Below are 17,443 nucleotides of genomic sequence, written 5' to 3'. Positions count from 1 at the left end.
AAGTATGGGTATTAAAATAGGAGTGGAAATGTGGAAAAAAATGCAAAATATCAAAAGCTTTTTTTTGCGAACCTGTCAAAAAAGATACACGAATGGACGGCACGGAACCGGGTTCAAGAACAAGAGATCTATAAACTGTTACATTCCATCACAGGGACGGCAGCTTCGATTGGATTAGACAGGATGTCGGATGCGGCAAATCATTTAAGCAAACTAGTGCAGGAGAAGTCTTTAGTACTATGGAATCAGGAGGAATGGACGGAGTTCCTTCAATCCATTCTTTTATACATAGATTTAGATACTGATTGGCCAGTAAATAAAGAGTTAACTTCCAAAACCCTCGATCAACAGAGAGCGACGATATTGATACTAGAAAACGATTTAGGATTTTTACAGTTCCTAAGAGAAAATTTGGAAGAACTTGGATACAATGTATTGATGGCTACGACTCAAGATCGAGCATTGCAGCTGTTCTTTGATCAAAAGCCTGATTACTTGATCATCGATTATCACTTAAATGGTCTCACAGGCTTAGACGTTATGAAACATATCTCCTCGCACGCCACGAGTATATTAACTCCAATTATGATCATCAGCGGGGATTGTTCAGAGGCACTGGCCGAGAAAGTTTATCTAACTCATGCTCTTGACTTTGTGACAAAACCTATCAACTTTAAAGTGCTGCATGCCATGATTAGAAATCGACTATTTCACATTCAGACCTTAAAGAAGCAAATTACTACAGATCAATTAACCAACACGTTTAATCGGACTTATTTGTATGACTGGCTGAATCATAAAAAGAGAGAATTTTATCGTAGTAAAGAAAGTTTCTCTCTTGTCATGCTTGATTTAGATAATTTTAAGCATGTGAACGATACTTATGGACACCTGATTGGCGATCAGGTTTTGATTAAGCTTGCGCAGGAATTGAAACGAAATATAAGAGCGGAAGATTCTGTTGTAAGGTATGGAGGAGAAGAATTTATTGTGTTGATGCCAGGCATTAGTGGGCGTGACGCTGTGAAAAGAATGAACGAAGTGCTGCAGTCATTCAAGAATATCCAACATCATGCTAAAGGTGAACATTTCCGCATCAGCTTTACATGCGGAGTCACAGAGTTTAATGCAGAGGAAAAGGTTGAGGATTTAATACTACAGGCGGATTTGGCACTTTATAAAGGTAAAAGAGCAGGAAAAGGACAAGTGAATCAATATAACCCAGAGTTGGATTCCTATCTTGAAACAGGAACAGAAGATCAAGTCCACATCTCCATAGTAGATGATGATTCTATTATAAGAGAAATGCTCGCTGACCGCCTTGAAGAACTAACCTTTGCTGGAAAACCAGTGATTGTCAGCACCTATAAAACTGGTGAAATATTTCTTCAAGCGAACATTCCTTCAAATGGAAAACACGTCGTTCTTCTTGATGGGGTTATGCCAGGAATGGACGGCACGGAGGTCTTGAGAGATATTCGCTCGAGAGACCAGGACACCATTGTTGTAATGCTGACTGGAAGACAAAAGGATGCCGATATAATTAAAGCCTTAGAGATTGGCGCCGATGATTATATCACTAAACCATTTAGTTTAGATGAGCTTGTTGCTCGGTTAAAAAGAATCGTGAACAGGCACAAAGGAGGGGTCCGCCGATGAAGAAAATCTTAGTCGTTGACGATGAAGAGATTCTTCGAATGTTAATAACAGATACACTAGAGGAGGAAGGCTATTCCATTTCTGAAGCAGAAGATGGGGAGCAAGCGCTTTACTTAATAGAAAAGGACAAATTTGATTTGGTGATTCTAGATTTTATGATGCCGGGACTCACCGGAATTGAAGTCGCGGAACAAATTTGCGAAGAGAAGAAGCAGAAGACTCAGCTTCTCATGCTTACTGCTAAGACACAGACCAATGACATTGAAGAGTCAGAGCGCGCGGGTATCCAATATTTTATGGGCAAGCCCTTCAGCCCTGCTGAATTACTGATGCTTGTTAAGGAGATTCTTGAATGATCCAATACTTTAAATCCTCGATCAGAAGAAAGTTCTTTCTAGTCATGATGATTGTATTTCTTGTCATATTATCCGCCATCTCTTTATTAGTATATTTTCAGAATGCTAATCAAGCTCATCATGTCCAGGTAAGTGAACAATTGCAGAATAAACGCGACACTATTAATAGGATTAAGAAAGATTATAACCAGATGGTTTCTCGCGTGCGAGGCTATATTGCCTTTTCAAACGAAGAAGAGCTGGAGAAATCCCGTGCCTATTCCAAAGACTTATTGGATCATATGGAAGAGATTGAGAAGCGTGATTGGACAGATGAGGAATTATTGGAAATATCCAGCCTCAAATTATTTGTAAATCATTACTGGGAAGATTTGATACCTAAAGTTACCCAGCATGTAGAGTCGGGGAATTATGAAGCTATCAGGACAATTAGTCTTTCGGACACGACTGCCGAGATCAATCACTTAATCGCAGATTTAGATACTATCTCAGCTAAAACACAGCAAAGTTTAACTAATGAGAATGATAAATTCATTAAGCAGGTAGACTTGATGTCGTATGCATTAATTGGGTTTATCCTAATTGTTCTCCTTATATTATACTGGGTAACACGGAATTTGAGCCAAGGTATAGGACAGCCATTATCTGAATTGTCCGGTGCTTCTCAGGCGCTAGCAGCAGGAAATACATATCATTTACAAACGATTGACCGTAAAGATGAGATTGGCGTCTTACACCGTTCTTTTCAAGAAATGGCCACCCAGATCAATGAAAGAGAAGAAAGTTTATCCGCACAGAATGAAGAGCTGGTCGCCCAGCAGGAAACGCTCGAAGACTATTTAGCTGAGTTGAGAAATCTTAACTTAGCTTTAAATGAATCTTCGATTGTAGCTACTCTCAATAAAGAAGGTCATATACGTTCTGCGAATGAGAAGCTAAGCGAAATTACCGGCTTAACAGAAACCCAATTAGAAGGGAAATCTTTCTTAAGCTTGACTAAAAGCCTTTTGAATCTGCCTTTTCATGAAGCTTTCGAGGGGGTTGATCATGGTCATGTTTGGAAAGGAGAGCTTGCCTGTTCAAGAAAAGATAACACCCTTTTCTATGGGGAGACAACGGTTGTACCTTACGTTAATGATGAACAGGAAATCGAACAGTACATAATTATTCAGCAGGATATTACAAGTATAAAAGAAGCTGAACGACAGCTTAGAGATTCGTTAGCTGAAACAGAAGAAGCAAGAAGCACGGTGGAGAAATTAAATGCCATGAATCAGTCTTTATCTACGACGATGAGCAAGAAGCTTCTTCTAGAAAGAGTTCTGCAGCAGCTGGAAGAACTATACAGTTTTGATCATGGCATTTTCTTTTTAATAGAATCGGAACAATTTTCTTCGATAGGCATTGAAGCGGCAGTGTTCGAGGATGGGGTGACGGGGGCTTTTACTTATGTGATTGAGCGATTATCTCAACTTCAAGCTCCATTCGTCCGGCAGCGCATCACCAAGCCATCTGAAACGGGGTATTATCCACCTGCGGAGAGTTATGATTTGCATTTGCCTGTATTTGGGTCTACGGGGAAGCTGATCGCTGTTCTCGTAGCAACTCGGATCAGTGAAACTTACCAGGATTATGAGATGGAAGCGATGGCCTCTATATTAGACCGGGCGTCCTTGTCGATTGAGCGGCTGGATTCATTTGAAGTAACAGAAGTAAATCGGCAGCTGAATCAGGACATTATCGATAATGTTAATGAGGGAATCTTATTTGTAGATGAAGAAGGCAGTCTTGTTCAATACAATCAAAACTGGCTGAATTTTCTTGGTTTGCGTTTTCCTGAGCAGCATAATTGGCTGCGAAAGGAATTTGATGGTTGGCTGAGTCAAGTCTGCCGTCATATTGTCGACGACGGACGGTTTGCCGCATTTTGTAATGAAGTAATATTTACTCACCATCATCCGACGAGAAATCTGCAGATGGAAGTTCGAGCAGGGGAAGAAACCCGGATGATTAATGTTTACACCGAAACCATTTACAGAAAAGAGGAAAAAGTGGGGCTTCTGTTTGTATTTAGAGATATCACGATGGAGTTTGAAGTGAATCAAATGAAAACCAATCTTGTCGCTACAGTGAGTCATGAATTGCGGACGCCACTTGCTAGTGTGTTAGGTTACACTGAGCTTATGATTCAGCGGGATCTGACCCCTGAGCGTCAGGAAAGGTACTTGAAAACGATACACAGCGAGGCGAAACGGTTAACCAATTTAATCAATGATTTTCTGGACTTGCAACGAATGGAAGCCGGCAGAGAACCCTTCAAACAGGAAGTATTTGAATTAGATGAAGTAATGAAAGGACTGATGGAAGGTTTTGAAATTAGTCACCCTGGTCACGAATTAATCTACTCTAATGACTCCTTCACTTCCAGCGTGCATGCGGACCGTGAGAAAATGATTCAGTTGTTTACGAACTTGATCAGCAATGCCCTTAAGTTTTCTCCTGATGGGGGAGAAGTCGTTGTGGCTGTAAATAATGATAAAAAGAATGTGTATGTCTATATTTCGGACGAAGGCATAGGGATTCCAGAATCTGAAATTTCAAAGCTCTTCACGAAGTTTCACCGTATTGATAACTCTAGTCAGAGGAAAATCGGAGGAACTGGTTTAGGACTTGCAATCAGTAAAGAAATTGCAGAAGTCCACCACGGGAAAATTACCGTGTTGTCTGAGCAGGGCTCTGGAAGTGTGTTTACGGTCACCCTGCCTCTGCACGAAAACATTTCCAGCCAGCAGTGTGAGATTGAAAACGTACCGCATGTAGTATTAGTTGAAGATGATCTTAATCTTTCGCGGTTGTTGAAGGATGAGCTCAGGGATGCCGGGTTGAAAGTGTCTCATTATAACGAAGGAAGGTCTGTTCTTGATGCTCTTCCTACTCTTCATGCTGATGCCTTTATCATTGATCTTACCTTAGCGGACCACGTATCCGGATGGGAAGTTATAGCTGGAATTAAAACTTGCAGCCATTTGCAGCATCTGCCTATCTTTATATCAAGCGCATTGAACCAATCAAATACGGAAGAAGAACTTAAAGTAGAAGGCTACTTAGTTAAACCTTATCCACCTAGTAAACTGTCCACGGTCATATTACAAACGCTGCTTCATGACAAGAAAAAAGGACAGATCCTCATTGCTAATGGAGAAGAAATTCACCAGGAGTAACTCGCATCGAGAACAGGTGGATAGTGGAAGAAGAGGGTTAATTAGGCACATGGAAAACATCGCACGTCTAAGCAGGCGATACGACCTCAAATGTTGATTTGCGGCCTCTATTTATGAAGAATGCAGAAAACCTGAACCGTTGAAATGTCACGGTTCAGGTTTTCTTTTTTAATTGAAATTCATAAAGGTCATAAAGTTCTTCAAATCCTGAAACCGAATGTTTGTTCGTTTCATGTTAGAATGTTAAAATATTGTGGTAAACTAATGATGAATTAGTTAGGAACGGAGGGGTCGTCATGGAGAATCAATTTGAATTGGTATCCCAGTATTCGCCGCAGGGAGATCAGCCTAAAGCTATCAAAGAGCTTGTGGACGGCATCAATAAAGGTGAAAAGCATCAGACATTATTGGGTGCAACAGGTACAGGTAAAACGTTTACCATGTCTAATGTGATCCAGCAAGTGAACAAGCCAACTCTTATTATCGCCCATAACAAAACATTGGCAGGTCAATTATACAGTGAATTTAAAGAGTTCTTTCCTAATAATGCAGTCGAATATTTTGTAAGCTATTACGATTATTATCAACCGGAAGCTTACGTGCCATCATCGGATACGTTTATCGAAAAAGATGCGAGCATTAATGATGAAATAGATAAACTCCGCCACTCGGCAACGTCCTCATTATTTGAAAGAAACGATGTGATCATAGTAGCCAGTGTTTCCTGCATATATGGCCTGGGTTCTCCTGACGAATACCGCAGCCAGGTTCTCTCGATTCGGACCGGCATGGAGAAAGACCGCGATGAATTGCTGCGTAATCTGGTAGATATTCAGTACGCTAGAAATGATATCGACTTTCAGCGTGGTACCTTTAGAGTAAGAGGGGATTCTGTAGAGATTATCCCTGCTTCTAGAGAAGACCATGCGATGCGCGTTGAATTTTTCGGAGATGAAATTGATCGAATCAGAGAAGTAGATGTGCTTACAGGGGAAATCGTTGGTGACCGTGAACATGTTGCCATATTCCCTGCCTCTCACTTCGTAACGCGGGAAGCGAAATTGAAAAAAGCTATTAAAAATATAGAAGAAGAATTAAACGTCCGCGTCAAAGAATTGAAGGATGAAAATAAATTGCTGGAAGCTCAGCGGATCGAACAGCGGACCAACTATGATCTGGAAATGATGAATGAAATGGGTTTCTGTTCGGGTATTGAGAACTACTCACGTCATCTAACTTTCCGGGAAAAGGGGGCCACTCCTTATACCCTGCTTGACTATTTTCCAGATGATTTCTTGATTATGGCAGATGAATCTCACGTTACCCTTCCTCAGGTTCGAGGAATGTTTAACGGGGATAAAGCTCGTAAACAGGTGCTCGTCGACCACGGATTCCGCCTGCCGTCTGCTCTTGACAACCGGCCGCTCAGGTTTGAAGAATTTGAAGATCATATCAATCAAATTACGTATGTGTCCGCAACACCCGGTCCTTACGAGTTAGAACATACACCGCGAGTCACTGAACAAATTATCCGTCCAACTGGTTTATTGGATCCGGAAATAGATATCAGACCGATCCATGGTCAAATTGATGACTTAATCGGAGAGATTAATAAGCGCAGTGAACGTAATGAACGAGTGCTGGTCACTACCTTAACTAAGAAAATGTCAGAAGACTTAACGGATTACTTAAAGGAACTTGGTATTAAGGTCGCTTATTTACACTCAGAAATTAAAACACTGGAACGGATAGAAATTATCCGTGATTTAAGAAGAGGAAAATATGATGTTTTAATTGGAATTAACCTCTTAAGGGAAGGGTTGGATATTCCTGAAGTTTCGCTCGTGACGATTCTTGATGCGGATAAAGAAGGATTTCTGCGCTCTGACCGCTCGTTAATTCAGACGATCGGCCGGGCTGCACGTAACCAAAACGGCCAAGTGATTATGTATGCGGATAAAATCACGAAATCTATGCAGTTTGCTATTGATGAAACCTACCGGCGCCGTGAAAAGCAGATTGCCTATAATGAAGAGCATGGCATTACTCCGACAACGATTAATAAAGAGATTAGGGATGTCATTAAAGCTACTACTGCTGCTGAAGAAGAGGCGTCATATGAAACAGGGAAAAAACCTTCAGAGATGACTAAGAAAGAGCGTGGGGAACTAGTGGATAACCTCGAGACAGAGATGAAACAAGCTGCCAGGGATCTGGATTTCGAGAAGGCAGCCGAACTGAGAGATATAATTTTGGAACTAAAAGCGGAAGGATGAGCACTTTATGGCCAGCAAGCATATTAGCATTAAAGGAGCCAGAGCACATAACTTAAAAAATATCGATATTGATATTCCTAAGAATAAATTAGTCGTAATGACTGGGCTGTCCGGATCAGGGAAGTCTTCGCTTGCGTTTGACACCATCTACGCTGAAGGACAGAGACGGTATGTAGAATCTCTGAGTGCCTATGCCCGCCAGTTCCTGGGGCAAATGGACAAACCAGATGTAGATTCCATCGAAGGGTTATCCCCGGCGATCTCTATAGATCAGAAAACTACGAGCAGAAACCCCCGTTCTACAGTGGGTACAGTAACGGAAATTTATGATTATTTACGTCTGTTGTTTGCTCGAATCGGCAGACCAACATGTCCAAACCACGGAATTGAAATTAGTTCCCAAACCGTTCAGCAGATGGTCGACCGGATTCTTGAATATCCTGAACGAACGAAAATGCAAATCCTGGCGCCGGTTGTATCTGGACGCAAAGGAGAGCATGTGAAGGTTTTTGAACAGCTGCAAAAGGAAGGCTATATCAGGCTAAGAGTAGACGGGGAAATGCGTGAAATTTCCGAGGAAATAAACTTAGAGAAAAACAAGAAACACTCTATTGAAGTAGTCGTGGACCGAATTGTTGTGAAGGATGGCGTAGAAGGCCGCTTGTCAGACTCTTTAGAGACTTCTCTGAATCTAGGCGGAGGCCATACAGTTGTTGATGTAATCGGTGAAGAAGAACTCATGTTCAGTGAACATCATGCCTGTCCGATTTGTGGATTTTCTGTAAGTGAATTAGAACCGAGAATGTTTTCATTTAATAGTCCTTACGGAGCCTGCAACCGCTGTGATGGTTTGGGTACCCAGCTTGAGGTGGACATCGACCTTGTAATTCCTGATTGGTCCAAATCTTTAAATCAGCACGCCATCTCTGCCTGGGAGCCGACGAGTTCTCAGTACTATCCTCAACTGCTTAAAAGTGTGTGCAAGCATTATGGCATTGATATGGACCAGCCGATCAAAGATATTCCGAAGAAAGTGTTAGAACGGATTTTATATGGCAGCGGAGAAGAAAAAATTCATTTCCGGTATGAAAATGATTTCGGTAAAGTCCGGGAAAATGAAATCTTCTTTGAAGGAGTCATCCCCAATATTTCCCGTCGCTATAGAGAAACGGGATCAGACTTTATCCGTGAACAAATGGAAAAATATATGACCCAGAAGCCATGCCCGAAGTGTAAGGGAAATCGCTTGAATGAAGAAGCATTAGCTGTTCGGATTAACGGAAAACACATCGGTGTAACCACAGACTTCTCGGTTACGGAAGCTAAAGAGTTCTTTGAAGGAGTAGAACTGACGGAAAAAGAGAGAACCATTGCCCGCATGATTCTTAAAGAAATTTGCGAACGTCTGAGTTTCCTTGCGAACGTTGGTTTGGATTACTTGACTCTTTCGCGTTCGGCTGGAACTTTATCCGGCGGTGAAGCGCAGAGAATCAGGCTGGCTACGCAAATTGGCTCTGCTCTCACCGGCGTTCTCTATGTGCTGGATGAGCCTTCTATCGGACTTCACCAGAGGGATAACGACCGGCTGATTAATACGTTAAAAAGGATGCGTGATTTAGATAACACGCTGATCGTAGTCGAACACGATGAAGACACAATGCTTGCTGCTGACTATTTAATTGATATAGGACCTGGCGCCGGGGCTCATGGGGGAAATATTGTTACCCAGGGTACGCCTAAACAAGTTATGCGGAGTAAGAAGTCTTTAACTGGCCAGTATTTGTCTGGGGATAGGTTTATCCCGCTGCCCGCTAAACGAAGAAAGCCGGACGGCCGTTATCTCACCATTAAAAAAGCAGAAGAAAATAACTTGAAAAAAGTAAATGCTCGTATTCCTCTGGGCTTGTTTACAGCCGTAACCGGTGTATCCGGATCAGGCAAGAGTACTTTAATTAACGAAATATTATACAAGTCCTTATCCATGAAACTTCATAATGGTAAACAAAAGCCAGGAAAACATGAAACGATAGAGGGAATTGATCAGCTTGAAAAAGTGATTGATATTGACCAGTCACCAATTGGCCGGACGCCGCGTTCCAATCCTGCCACTTATACTGGTGTCTTCGATGATATTCGGGATGTGTTCGCCCAAACAAATGAAGCGAAAATTCGTGGTTATAAAAAAGGCAGATTCAGCTTTAATGTTAAAGGCGGACGCTGCGAAGCCTGCCGCGGTGATGGGATCATCAAGATTGAAATGCACTTCCTGCCTGATGTATATGTTCCCTGTGAAGTTTGTAATGGGAAACGCTATAACAGAGAGACATTAGAAGTTAAGTATAAAGGAAAAAGCATTTCCGATGTGCTGGGCATGACCATTGAAGAAGCTCTGGACTTTTTTGCTAATATTCCTAAGATTAAACGTAAGCTGCAAACAGTCGCAGACGTAGGTCTGGAATATATTAAGCTTGGCCAGCCGGCAACGACTTTATCCGGTGGGGAAGCGCAGCGAGTAAAACTTGCCAGTGAACTTCACCGGCGATCCAACGGTAAATCCTTTTACATTCTTGACGAGCCAACGACTGGCTTGCATGTTGATGATATTTCCCGTCTGCTGCAAGTGCTTCAGCGTCTCGTCGAAAATGGGGACAGTGTATTGATTATTGAACACAATCTTGATGTGATTAAAGAAGCGGATCACATTATTGATTTAGGTCCTGAAGGCGGAGAAAAAGGCGGAAAAATCATCGCCACAGGTACTCCTGAGAAAATTGGTGAAACGAAAGGATCTTACACCGGTAAGTATTTAAAGCCAGTTCTTGAGAGAGATCGAAAGCGTATGGATAACCAAGTGAAAGCAAAAGAAAAGATATCGAGCAAGTAGATGTTTTGACGGTAGGACTCGTTTTAAAGTATCGTTAAACGAGAGATGTTTAACGGGAGGTTTCTAGGATGAAGTTAATTGAACAGGAAAAAGTGCAAAATAAGATTAATGATTTAGCTAATAAACAAGTGTATGTACACCTTGAAACAACGAATGGAGCTTATGCCAGCCATTTTGATGAAGAAGCCTATAATGTAGGTGCATTCATAAGAAATGCTCAAGTAAGCTATCAACATGGTAAAATTGTCAGCACTGGCGGGTCCTTTCGCGTGGGGCTGAAGCTGGACTTAGGATGGGTATATGCAGAAGGTGTGACCGATTACGAAATTGATGATAAAGACCGGCTGCTTATGGCTGGTCATGACCGTGAAGGCCGCTTAATGGTAGCACTTGAGATAAGTGAAACCCCTTTTTCACATGAAGGCGATCAAAATGAGTAATCAGCACGTAGTTGTTATATTTCCGCATCCAGATGACGAATCTTTCGGGGCATCGGGGACTATTAGCAAATTCAGAGAAGAAGGTATCCCTGTCACTTATCTCTGCGGCACGTTAGGAGAGATGGGAAGAAATATGGGAAACCCCGTATTTGCTAATCGGGAAACGTTATCTTCCTTTCGAAAAGAGGAGCTCTCAGAAGCAGCAAAAAAATTGGACATTCAAGTGGAACTATTAGGGTACCGCGATAAAACCCTTGAATTTGAACCCATTGATCAGCTCGCCCGGCATTTACAGGAAAGGATCGAGGCTCTTGAACCTTCATTGATTATTACCCATTACCCTGGTTATGCGGTTCACCCGGATCACGATGCCTTAGGTGCTGGAGTTGTGAAAGCTATCGAACAAATGAATCCGGAGCAGCGCCCGGAAGTGTGGATGCATGCGATATCTAATCGGCACGAAGATGACTTAGGAGAGCCTGATATCATGAATGATATTGAACCCTACTGGGATAAAAAGCTTGCCGCCATTAAAGCTCATTTGTCTCAAGCAGATGGAGTGTTGAGTTTGATTGAGAACCATGATAAAAAATCCGAACAAGAAGCTCGGATGAAGAAAGAACGCTTCTACCGCTATTCTTTTGATTGATTTGCCCGGACACCTAGAAGGCTTTGCTTGTCTTCAGGTGTCCTTTTTTTGGGGTTTTTTATAGGAAAGTTAAGGGAAAGCTTAGGTTAGAGCAGAATAAAGGAGAGATAGCGATGTCAGAAGAACGTATGAGAATTTTAAAGATGATTGAAGAAGGAATAGTGTCGGCAGAAGAAGGGGCTAAACTTCTTAGTGCCATAGAGGAAGAAGGTCCAGCAGCTGATGCCAAAACCACTCGCAAATACGGTGTGAAAGAATTTATCGGGGAAGCCTATGAAAAAATTAAAAATGTTGATTTTGATCTTTCTTTTGGGGAAGCGTTTACGTTTGAGCATGTAAAAGAAATTCAAGCGGATGATTTTAATGATATCGATGTGTCGATCGTAAATGGCGCTTTAGATGTAGAAACATGGGACCAGGATTTTGCAAAAGCTGAATTTCGTGTGAAGGTTTATCAAGCTAAAGACGAAGAGGAAGCTCGTGAGCGCTTCTTTGCGGATAGCCAGTTTGACAGCAATCATAATGTTCTGCGACTTTCCAGCCCCTCTAAGAGAATGAAAACCATTGTCCGGCTTTTTGTCCCCAATCGTCGTTATGAATTTATTAAGTCAAAGCTTTCTAACGGTTCCATCCATGCCTATGGACTTGAGAGTGATCACTGGGAATCCAAGTCCTCTAATGGCTCTATCCGCCTGAATGATATGAGTGGAGAAACTTGTAAAATGGAAACCGTAAATGGTTCGATCCAAGTCGTAAACGGTTCCTATAATAAATGTGAAGCTGATACGGTGAACGGCTCGATTAAACTGGAGGGAGACTTTACGAAAAATCATGCCTCTGCAGTAACGGGCAGTGTGGTGGTAGAAAATAACGGCAGTCATACGGAGACCGGCTTTTTTAAAACTACCACAGGAAGCATTATTGTACATCTGCCTAAGGAACAGCGCATAGACGGGAATTTAAAAACGCGCTTTGGCAGTATTGACTGCCGACTTGAAAACTATAAAATTATCCAAAATAAAAAAGAAGTCATTAGTAAACAATTGGAATTCGAAGCACTTGAAGAATACCCTCATGCATATCATGTAGAAGCAGAGACAAAAACAGGGTCTGTAACCTTAATACCTGCTAAAGAAATATAGAAATACAACGAAGAACTCTCAGCTAGAAAGTTGGTGTTTATCTTATGAAAAGCTGGTTATTGCATATTATAGTAAACGCAGTAGCTATCATTGCAGTAAGTCAATTATTTGAAGGAATCACGTACGAGGGAATCGGCGGAGCTTTACTTGCAGGATTGATACTTTCTATCTTAAATGCCATTGTCCGTCCAATCTTGGTGGTCCTTACACTGCCCATTACCATTATTTCGCTGGGTCTGTTTTTATTCGTCATCAATGCGATTACTCTGTTATTAACGGACGCTTTGCTCGGCAGTACTTTCCAAATTGCCGGATTTGGCACAGCCATTTTAGCAGCGATTGTTATTTCGCTGATTAACCTGGTGTTAAATAGTTTAATCAAGGATATGAAGTAAGCCTTTAAGAAGCTCTGCTCTAAGCGGAGCTTCTTTTTTTGGGAATATAATTACCTCTTTAGATACAGAAGACCTGTTATAAATCAAGTCTTTAAGTATTGGGCAGGATTGTGGAAGACTCGATTTCGAGACTTTTATTGAGATTGTAGGGGCGGAGGGGAACGACTCGCTTTCCGCGGGCGCGCGATGAGCCTCCTCGAGCAAAGCTCTCCGGGGTCTCATCCTGCACTCTCTTCCCGCAGGAGTCTCCCTGTTCCCCTCCGCCCCTTGCTGTATTGTGGCTCTCGAAATCTGCTCCATATCCGCTTAAGTTAAAAGAGGAAGATGTAAAGAATTTATGGCTGCTAAAATTCCGATTTAATTGCGTGTAGAAAGGTAGAGCGACAAATTTCCTTCAGTTGAAAATATCCGTTCACTTTATACACAAAGGGGTTGGATGGGAAATAGCGAGACTCCCGCGGGAGAAGGAGCTAGGCGAGACCCCGCAAGGAGTGATAACGACTGAGGAGGCTTGCCAGTTCCCCCGCAGGAAAGCGAGTTATTTCCTATCCAACCCCACTCTTGTTATGGCAACGGACCTGAAGTATCTCGAAACTGAATCTTCAAGAATAGTGAGCTCTAGCGGAATAACGAACTTTCAAACAATGATTACATATAAAATCACTGAATAAGGAAAGTCATTAAAACAAACCGATACTTGAACACTTTATGAATTCTACCCAAGAAATATTAAAAAGTGCTACAATAGGTGACAGTGATTGATGGAATAAAGAGGAGGCATATCAGTAATGAGCAAGGTGAGAACAGAAGATCTAATCGATCGATTCAATCTTGATTTAGTCACTGGAGAAGACGGAGTCCATAGAGAAATACATACAAGCGATATTTCCAGGCCAGGGGTAGAGATGACTGGCTACTTTAAATTTTATCCTAAGGAGCGCCTGCAGCTGCTTGGAAAAACAGAACTTTCTTATTTTAATGAACTTAACGAAGACCAGAGGAGAGATCGTGCAGAAAAATTATGCACCGATATCACTCCTGGCATTGTAATCAGCAGGGGTATGGAAATTCCAGCTGAACTGATTACTGCTGCTAAAGAAGCTGGTGTTCCTTTAATGCGTTCGCCTTACAAAACGACAAGAGTCATTAGCCGGTTAACGAATTACCTTGAAACCAAGTTTGCTCCATTTACAGCGATTCATGGGGTGCTGGTTGATATATATGGTATTGGAGTATTGATAACCGGACAAAGCGGTGTAGGTAAAAGTGAAACTGCACTGGAACTTGTTAAACGGGGACATAGGCTAGTGGCCGATGACAGCGTGGAGATTAGACAAGAAGACTACGATACCCTCATCGGAAATAGTCCGCCCTTGATTGAGCACTTGCTTGAAATTCGTGGATTGGGCATTATTAATGTGATGACCTTGTTCGGAGCCGGTGCCGTTCGAAGCTATAAAAGAATTACACTGGTTATTAATCTTGAATTATGGGAGAAAAATAAACAATATGATCGTCTCGGCCTAGAAGAAGAAACGATGAGAATTATGGATGTAGAAATTCCAAAAGCTATTGTACCGGTAAGGCCGGGCCGTAACTTAGCCGTAATTATTGAAGTAGCAGCGATGAACTTCCGTTTGAAGAGAATGGGAGTAAATGCCGCTGAAGAATTTTCTGATCGCTTGACTAAAGTAATTGATCAGGAACAAACAAACGGGGAATAGAGGAGGTACATCATGACTTGTACACCAGATGCATTAGACCGCGTTTTTCTAAACTTAGGACCACTAAATATCTATTGGTATGGCGTCATTATCGCTACAGGAGCTTTTCTGGGATTGTTAATTGCCACAAGAGAAACGGAGCGTCTTGGATTAAATAAAGATTATTTTATTGACATTGTCGTTTATGGAATTCCAATATCCATTATCTGTGCGAGGGCTTATTATGTGTTATTTGAACTAGATCGGTATATAGGAGGACCATGGTGGGATGTATTTGCTATCTGGGAAGGTGGCATCGCCATTCACGGGGCCTTGATTGGGGCAACTCTTACTGCCGTCATTTATACGAGAGTAAAAAAGATTTCCTTTTGGCAAATTGTTGATATCGCTGCCCCTAGTATTCTCCTGGGTCAGGGGATTGGCAGATGGGGCAACTTCATGAACCAGGAAGCCCACGGGGGACCGGTGACGGAAGCTTTTTACAATAACTTCATGCAGTATTTACCTGATTTTATTACCCAGCAAATGTGTATTGGTGGAACGATGTATCATCCGACTTTCCTTTATGAATCGCTTTGGGACCTGCTGGGTGTAGTGTTGTTATTAATATTAAGGCACAAATTCAACCCGCGGCGCGGGGAAGTATTCCTGAGTTACGTGATCTATTATTCAGTGGGACGTTACTTTATTGAAGGCATGAGAACGGACAGCCTGTACCTTGTCGGCCATATCCGTATGGCGCAATTTATTTCTATCGTCCTAGTCATTGCATCCCTCGCCATCATCTTTTACCGAAGAAAAACGAATATGGCAGATAAATATTATAACGGAAAGAAAGTAAAATAAAGAATAGAACTGAGAAAACCTTTCTTATTGAAAAAGTAAGAGAGGTTTTCTTATCAATCAACCGATAACCGGAAGGAAAGGATTTAACCAATGACTATTCGCACGATACTGTTCGATTTAGATGGAACTTTAATAGACACCAATGAATTAATTATTGCTTCGTTCACCCATACTATTGAGCAATACGGCAACCGTCCATATTCGAGAGAGGAAATCCTGGATTTTATTGGTCCTCCTTTAAAAGATAGTATGGATAAAATTGATCCTGACCGAGCAGATGAGCTGATGCGTACCTACCGTAAGCATAATATTGAGAATCATGACGCCTATGTAAAAGCTTATGAAGGTGTAGTAGATACGATAAAGAACTTAAAAGAAGCAGGTTTCAAGCTGGGGATTGTAACGACAAAAATGCGGACCACGGTTACAATGGGTCTGGAATTAACCGGACTAGATGGTCTGTTTGATACGATTATTACGTTGGACGACGTAACCAATGCTAAGCCTCACCCTGAACCTATAGTCAAAGCATTGGAAGCGCTCGACTCTACCGCGAGTGAAGCACTCATGGTAGGAGATAATGTTCATGATATTGAAGGCGGAAAAAATGCGGGAACTAGAACGGCAGGAGTAGCGTGGACTGTGAAAGGGAGAGAAGTTCTTGATCAGCTGCATCCGGACTTTATGCTTGACCATATGAGCGATTTACTTAAGATTACAGGAGGTTAAGCTATGAGGAAGACAGAACGATACAAAGTTCAAGGAGCAAATTCACTTTGGCACATTTATAAAACTGTGCCTTTTTTCAAAGTAGTGAAAAACTTTGTCATCATTCAACTTGCTCGTTATACACCGCTGCTTGGCGTCAAAAACTGGCTGTATCGAACTTTTCTTAAAATGAAGATTGGGGAAGAAACTGCCTTCGCTCTAATGGTAATGGTCGATATTATGTTTCCGGAAAGAATAACGGTCGGCCGCAATAGTGTAATTGGCTATAATACCACGATTTTAGCTCATGAATATTTGATTAAAGAATACCGTTTAGGGGAAGTTCATATTGGTGATGAAGTAATGATCGGGGCCAATACCACGATATTGCCCGGGGTTTCGATCGGAAACGGGGCAATCGTTTCAGCTGGAACCCTTGTACATAAGGACGTGCCGGCAGGGGTATTTGCCGGTGGAAACCCCATGAAGATTATTTATACGAAAGAAGAAATGGAAATGCGCACAGAGAAAGGCATGCCATTTCAAGGAAATGAGGAAAGCCAATGAGTGTAAATCAGCAGGTTCTTCCAGCAGTTAAGAAAATTAAGGACTTTGAGAGTCTTCTTGAAAGCAATACGGAATATATCATTTTACTGGACAGCAGACTAGGGCTATTAAACAAACTAGTCAAGGTGGGGCATAAGGCAGGTAAAAAAATATTTGTCCATGTCGACCTTATCCAAGGATTAAAAGCGGATGACTATGGAATGGAGTTTCTCGGTCAGGAAGTGAAGCCGGATGGGATCATTTCCACAAGGTCCCAAGTGATTCTGCAGGCGAAAAAATATAATTTATGTACCGTTCAGCGTTTATTTTTAATAGACAGTCAGGCGATTAATCATCATATGAAACTGATTCACAAAACTCAGCCTGATTATGTAGAAGTTTTGCCAGGGATTATACCGGGAATGATAACAGAGATTAATGATCGTTTGGGTGTACCGGTCATTGCTGGCGGACTGATAAGAACAAATGAAGAAGTCAGCCAGGCGATTGATGCAGGTGCTGCCGCAGTGTCTACTTCACATTCGGACTTATGGCGATTTTAAATTGATACGCCAGAGTACATAGTAGCACGTGCGA

The 17,443-nt window shown here is 41.9% G+C and carries 14 protein-coding genes; all 14 read left to right on the top strand.

What is annotated here, in order from left to right; genetic code table 11:
* Positions 1 to 30 precede the first annotated feature (30 nt).
* Positions 31 to 1,659: a GGDEF domain-containing response regulator gene (locus tag Q7A53_RS12490; protein ID WP_411789506.1), complete on the top strand. Its 1,629-nt coding sequence runs from the start codon at positions 31 to 33 to the stop codon at positions 1,657 to 1,659.
* A complete protein-coding gene (locus Q7A53_RS12485) occupies positions 1,656 to 2,015 on the top strand; it encodes a response regulator transcription factor (protein WP_411789505.1) in 360 nt (119 codons plus the stop codon). Before Q7A53_RS12490 ends, Q7A53_RS12485 begins: the two co-directional genes overlap by 4 nt.
* On the top strand, positions 2,012 to 5,236 hold the full coding sequence (locus tag Q7A53_RS12480) for an ATP-binding protein (protein WP_411789504.1): 3,225 nt from the start codon (positions 2,012 to 2,014) through the stop codon (positions 5,234 to 5,236). The genes Q7A53_RS12485 and Q7A53_RS12480 overlap by 4 nt, the downstream gene beginning before the upstream one ends.
* Positions 5,237 to 5,532: 296 nt before the next feature.
* The gene (gene uvrB, locus Q7A53_RS12475; protein ID WP_411789503.1) at positions 5,533 to 7,512 is read left to right on the top strand and encodes an excinuclease ABC subunit UvrB; all 1,980 of its coding nucleotides are present in this window, start codon (positions 5,533 to 5,535) and stop codon (positions 7,510 to 7,512) included.
* A 7-nt stretch (positions 7,513 to 7,519) separates the two neighbouring features.
* Positions 7,520 to 10,396, top strand: coding sequence for an excinuclease ABC subunit UvrA (uvrA, locus tag Q7A53_RS12470; RefSeq protein WP_411789502.1), 2,877 nt, complete (start codon positions 7,520 to 7,522; stop codon positions 10,394 to 10,396).
* 68 nt (positions 10,397 to 10,464) lie between these two features.
* Entirely contained in the window at positions 10,465 to 10,836 is a 372-nt protein-coding gene (locus tag Q7A53_RS12465) for a YojF family protein (protein WP_411789501.1), read from the top strand.
* On the top strand, positions 10,829 to 11,485 hold the full coding sequence (gene bshB2, locus Q7A53_RS12460) for a bacillithiol biosynthesis deacetylase BshB2 (RefSeq protein WP_411789500.1): 657 nt from the start codon (positions 10,829 to 10,831) through the stop codon (positions 11,483 to 11,485). The genes Q7A53_RS12465 and bshB2 overlap by 8 nt, the downstream gene beginning before the upstream one ends.
* Before the next feature lie 113 nt (positions 11,486 to 11,598).
* Positions 11,599 to 12,627 (top strand): DUF4097 family beta strand repeat-containing protein, encoded by a 1,029-nt coding sequence (locus tag Q7A53_RS12455; RefSeq protein ID WP_411789499.1) that lies wholly within the window; start codon positions 11,599 to 11,601, stop codon positions 12,625 to 12,627.
* A gap of 44 nt (positions 12,628 to 12,671) precedes the next feature.
* A complete protein-coding gene (locus Q7A53_RS12450; protein WP_411789498.1) occupies positions 12,672 to 13,022 on the top strand; it encodes a phage holin family protein in 351 nt (116 codons plus the stop codon).
* A 788-nt stretch (positions 13,023 to 13,810) separates the two neighbouring features.
* A complete protein-coding gene (gene hprK, locus Q7A53_RS12445; protein WP_411789497.1) occupies positions 13,811 to 14,746 on the top strand; it encodes an HPr(Ser) kinase/phosphatase in 936 nt (311 codons plus the stop codon).
* A 12-nt stretch (positions 14,747 to 14,758) separates the two neighbouring features.
* On the top strand, positions 14,759 to 15,592 hold the full coding sequence (gene lgt, locus Q7A53_RS12440; RefSeq protein WP_411789496.1) for a prolipoprotein diacylglyceryl transferase: 834 nt from the start codon (positions 14,759 to 14,761) through the stop codon (positions 15,590 to 15,592).
* Positions 15,593 to 15,682: 90 nt separating this feature from the next.
* On the top strand, positions 15,683 to 16,321 hold the full coding sequence (gene ppaX, locus Q7A53_RS12435) for a pyrophosphatase PpaX (protein WP_411789495.1): 639 nt from the start codon (positions 15,683 to 15,685) through the stop codon (positions 16,319 to 16,321).
* A gap of 3 nt (positions 16,322 to 16,324) precedes the next feature.
* The gene (locus Q7A53_RS12430; protein WP_411789494.1) at positions 16,325 to 16,867 is read left to right on the top strand and encodes an acyltransferase; all 543 of its coding nucleotides are present in this window, start codon (positions 16,325 to 16,327) and stop codon (positions 16,865 to 16,867) included.
* Positions 16,864 to 17,409 (top strand): glycerol-3-phosphate responsive antiterminator, encoded by a 546-nt coding sequence (locus tag Q7A53_RS12425; protein ID WP_411789493.1) that lies wholly within the window; start codon positions 16,864 to 16,866, stop codon positions 17,407 to 17,409. The genes Q7A53_RS12430 and Q7A53_RS12425 overlap by 4 nt, the downstream gene beginning before the upstream one ends.
* Positions 17,410 to 17,443: the final 34 nt, after the last annotated feature.

This window comes from Halobacillus rhizosphaerae (assembly GCF_046719735.1).
Classification (GTDB): Bacteria; Bacillota; Bacilli; order Bacillales; family Halobacillaceae; genus Halobacillus_B; species Halobacillus_B rhizosphaerae.
The sequence above is the reverse complement of the archived record's forward strand: the minus strand, read 5'-3'. Positions and strand labels throughout refer to the sequence as shown.

Coding starts and splice junctions, on each gene's coding strand:
- bshB2 (WP_411789500.1), top strand. CDS start 10,829: ATGAGTAATCAGCACGTAGTTGTTATATTTCCGCATCCAGATGACGAA.
- uvrA (WP_411789502.1), top strand. CDS start 7,520: ATGGCCAGCAAGCATATTAGCATTAAAGGAGCCAGAGCACATAACTTA.
- Q7A53_RS12465 (WP_411789501.1), top strand. CDS start 10,465: ATGAAGTTAATTGAACAGGAAAAAGTGCAAAATAAGATTAATGATTTA.
- ppaX (WP_411789495.1), top strand. CDS start 15,683: ATGACTATTCGCACGATACTGTTCGATTTAGATGGAACTTTAATAGAC.
- Q7A53_RS12425 (WP_411789493.1), top strand. CDS start 16,864: ATGAGTGTAAATCAGCAGGTTCTTCCAGCAGTTAAGAAAATTAAGGAC.
- Q7A53_RS12480 (WP_411789504.1), top strand. CDS start 2,012: ATGATCCAATACTTTAAATCCTCGATCAGAAGAAAGTTCTTTCTAGTC.
- Q7A53_RS12485 (WP_411789505.1), top strand. CDS start 1,656: ATGAAGAAAATCTTAGTCGTTGACGATGAAGAGATTCTTCGAATGTTA.
- Q7A53_RS12455 (WP_411789499.1), top strand. CDS start 11,599: ATGTCAGAAGAACGTATGAGAATTTTAAAGATGATTGAAGAAGGAATA.
- Q7A53_RS12430 (WP_411789494.1), top strand. CDS start 16,325: ATGAGGAAGACAGAACGATACAAAGTTCAAGGAGCAAATTCACTTTGG.
- uvrB (WP_411789503.1), top strand. CDS start 5,533: ATGGAGAATCAATTTGAATTGGTATCCCAGTATTCGCCGCAGGGAGAT.
- lgt (WP_411789496.1), top strand. CDS start 14,759: ATGACTTGTACACCAGATGCATTAGACCGCGTTTTTCTAAACTTAGGA.
- hprK (WP_411789497.1), top strand. CDS start 13,811: ATGAGCAAGGTGAGAACAGAAGATCTAATCGATCGATTCAATCTTGAT.
- Q7A53_RS12450 (WP_411789498.1), top strand. CDS start 12,672: ATGAAAAGCTGGTTATTGCATATTATAGTAAACGCAGTAGCTATCATT.